Below are 2,824 nucleotides of genomic sequence, written 5' to 3'. Positions count from 1 at the left end.
TAAAAAAATTCCCAAAAGATAAACCATTAATGATAATGGGATGGTATAGTATTGCAGAAACAGATGACCCTGAAGACATTAACAGTATATGTTATCTCAAAGAAGTAGATATAGATACTTTAGAGGTCACAGGTGAAATACAAGACTTTGTAGCTATTGTTACTGACAAATACCATGAAATAGCAAGTGAATTTCCATAACTACATTAACGTCGGCTATTTGCTATTCAAAACTAACTTTCTGAAACCCTTTCATATATATCACAGTGGAAAACAAGATTGATTTGTGGAAGGGCTTCCGTTAATGTTAATGTCACCTCATTAAATCAAATCTAAAAAAATAGCTATTGAATTATCAACCGTATGTTAATGGAAACATAACTTATTGAAATTTCAAGAAGTTAGTTGATGTTTTTTAATTTTTAATTAATTCGTCTAATGTGATTAACTGTTCTTTTAAGGTTTTAATTTCATTTTCACCTATTTTAGAGATTATTGATTCTTCTATTTCATTATTGATTTGAAGAGCTGCCTTTTGTATTTCTTTTCCTTTTTTTGTGATTTTAACGATTTTTCTACGATTGTCTTCGGGATCAATTTCTTTTGTCAGAAATCCTTTCTTTTCAAGTATCTTCACAGATTTGGTTACGCTGCTTTTTCCTATGTTTGCTTTTTCTGCAAGATAATCTATAGAAACACCATTATTCAATGCTAAAACAAGGAGCACTCTTGTCTGACTTAATGTCAAATCCATTTCTTTAAGATAGCTATTCATGTAGTTTGTGTAATCGTTGAATAGATTGGCTATTAGGAATCCTAATTTTTTTTCTTCCATAGCAATGTTTATATATGATTATTGTTAAATAGTTTTCTATGAAATAGTTTCATAGGAAATTATTTTATAGGAAATAAAATTTTTTCGAGATGATAAAAAATGAAAACCGCAATAATATATGTTTCATCACACCATGGAAATACAAAAAAAGTTCTCGACGTAATGGCATATTCAAATGATATCGACTTATTAAAAATATCTGAAGCTAAAAAAACAGATTTTTCAGTTTATGATGCAATAGGATTTGCTTCAGGAATATATTTCCATAAATTCCACAAAGGCATCGAAAAGCTGGCTTCAGAAATTGACTTGACCGGCAAAAAGGTTTTCACTGTTTACACATGCGGCATTAATTACATAAACTATGCAAGAAGCATTCAAAAAACAATTAAATCCCAGAATTGTGAATTTATTGGAGGATTCAGCTGCAGAGGATATGACACATACGGATTTTTTGAAAAAATCGGTGGAATAGCCAAAAACCATCCCAACGAAAAAGACTTTAGAAAAGCTCGTGAATTTATAAAAAACAATTTGAGGTGATATTAATGAAAAAAATGATGAATAAAATGCCGTCAGTTGGCGTTGAAGGCCACTGGTCAGCGGATAAATTCAGCGACAATGTCCTGCAGGATGCACTGATAAGACATGCACTAGGATTAACCTACCTGCAAATGGCAGATGTAGGGGAAGTACTGGAAACAGTTGCTAAATTCAAAGCAGGAAAAGAATGGATTGATGCATGGTCTGAAATGGCAACAACACTTGAAAAAAGAGCAGAAAAATCCAACAGTAACGTGACAAAAGAAAGTGCATATCTAAGGGCATCAACCTATTGGAGAATTGCTTTAATGTATTTTAACTCAATTGATGATGATAGACTTTCCAAGTATTCTCAAAACAGTTTGGATTGTTATCATAAATATCTAGAAGTATCCACTTTCCCAGGAGAATATATCGAAATCCCTTATGGAGACTCATTTCTTCCAGCACATTATTATCAATCTCCCGTTGCAGATGAAAATGCACCGTTAATGATATTGACTCCTGGAAGAGATACTTTCGCAGAAGATACTGCATGGGTTTACAGACAGGCACTCGAAAGAGGAATAAACTGTCTTGTGTATGACGGTCCAGGTCAGGGATTTGCCCTTAGAATGAACGGAATTCCATTCAGACATGATATAGAAAATGTAATAACCCCAATTATCGATTACTGTTTAGAAAACTTTGAAGGCATAGATGAGGAAAACATAATACTTTTCGGAATAAGCTTTGGAGGATTTCTAGTGCCTAGAGCCGCAATCTATGATGAACGTGTTAGAATGTGTATTGTTGATCCAGGCAATGCAAACTGGGGCGGTGCCTTTGCTAAAAGACTTGAAATGATTCAAAAAATGCCAAAAGAAGTTCGTCCCGCACAATTGGACTTCATGCTTGAAGATTACATTTACAAGCACGGAGCAACATCCGAAACCATTTGTGATGAACTTAGAAAATTCGACAATACTGACATTATTAAGGATTTGGATTGTTTGACCATTGTAATGGATGGAACATCAGAAATGACACAAGGTGAAGCAAAAGTATTCTATGATATGCTTGAATGTGAAAAGGAATATTTATTGTTTGATGAAGATTCCGGTTCACAGATGCATGCCCAAATGGGAGGATATGCAACAGCAAGCGAAATGCTATTGGATTTAGTCGAAAAGCACTTAATCCAATAATCATTTCATTTTTCTAATTTTTTCTTTTAAATTCATATACTGTTGGAAACATAGCATCCACTTTAACATTAACGGTTGGGTTCAGCTATTCAAAACTAATTTTCTGGAACACTTGCATATATATCACAGTTCAAAATCAGATTTGATATTGAAAAAGGCTTCCGTTAATGTTAATGTCAATTAATTAAATCAAATCTAAAAAAAGTAGCTATTGAATTATCAACATCATGTTAATGGAAATTTAGTTCTGATAAACATAT

Annotated in this window: 4 protein-coding genes; 3 read left to right on the top strand and 1 reads right to left on the bottom strand. The window is 32.9% G+C overall.

From position 1 onward, the window contains the following. The coding region (locus IJF99_RS09150; protein ID WP_292794547.1) for a hypothetical protein at positions 1-200 on the top strand (200 nt) is incomplete at its 5' end. A gap of 214 nt (positions 201-414) precedes the next feature. Here the strand turns inward: IJF99_RS09150 and IJF99_RS09145 are convergent. Next, a complete protein-coding gene (locus IJF99_RS09145; protein WP_116592750.1) occupies positions 415-834 on the bottom strand; it encodes a MarR family transcriptional regulator in 420 nt (139 codons plus the stop codon). Between the two features lie 99 nt (positions 835-933). Here IJF99_RS09145 and IJF99_RS09140 point away from each other — a divergent pair, with 99 nt between their 5' ends. Both IJF99_RS09140 and IJF99_RS09135 read left to right on the top strand, forming a co-directional pair. Beyond that, positions 934-1,377: a flavodoxin family protein gene (locus tag IJF99_RS09140; protein WP_292794543.1), complete on the top strand. Its 444-nt coding sequence runs from the start codon at positions 934-936 to the stop codon at positions 1,375-1,377. A 5-nt stretch (positions 1,378-1,382) separates the two neighbouring features. Beyond that, the gene (locus IJF99_RS09135; RefSeq protein WP_292794541.1) at positions 1,383-2,564 is read left to right on the top strand and encodes an alpha/beta fold hydrolase; all 1,182 of its coding nucleotides are present in this window, start codon (positions 1,383-1,385) and stop codon (positions 2,562-2,564) included. The last annotated feature ends 260 nt before the right edge of the window (positions 2,565-2,824 follow it).

Origin of the sequence: Methanobrevibacter sp., assembly GCF_017406825.1 — an archaeon.
GTDB lineage: Archaea > Methanobacteriota > Methanobacteria > Methanobacteriales > Methanobacteriaceae > Methanocatella.
Note: the sequence above shows the minus strand (reverse complement) of the source record. Positions and strands in the feature narration are given on the sequence as shown.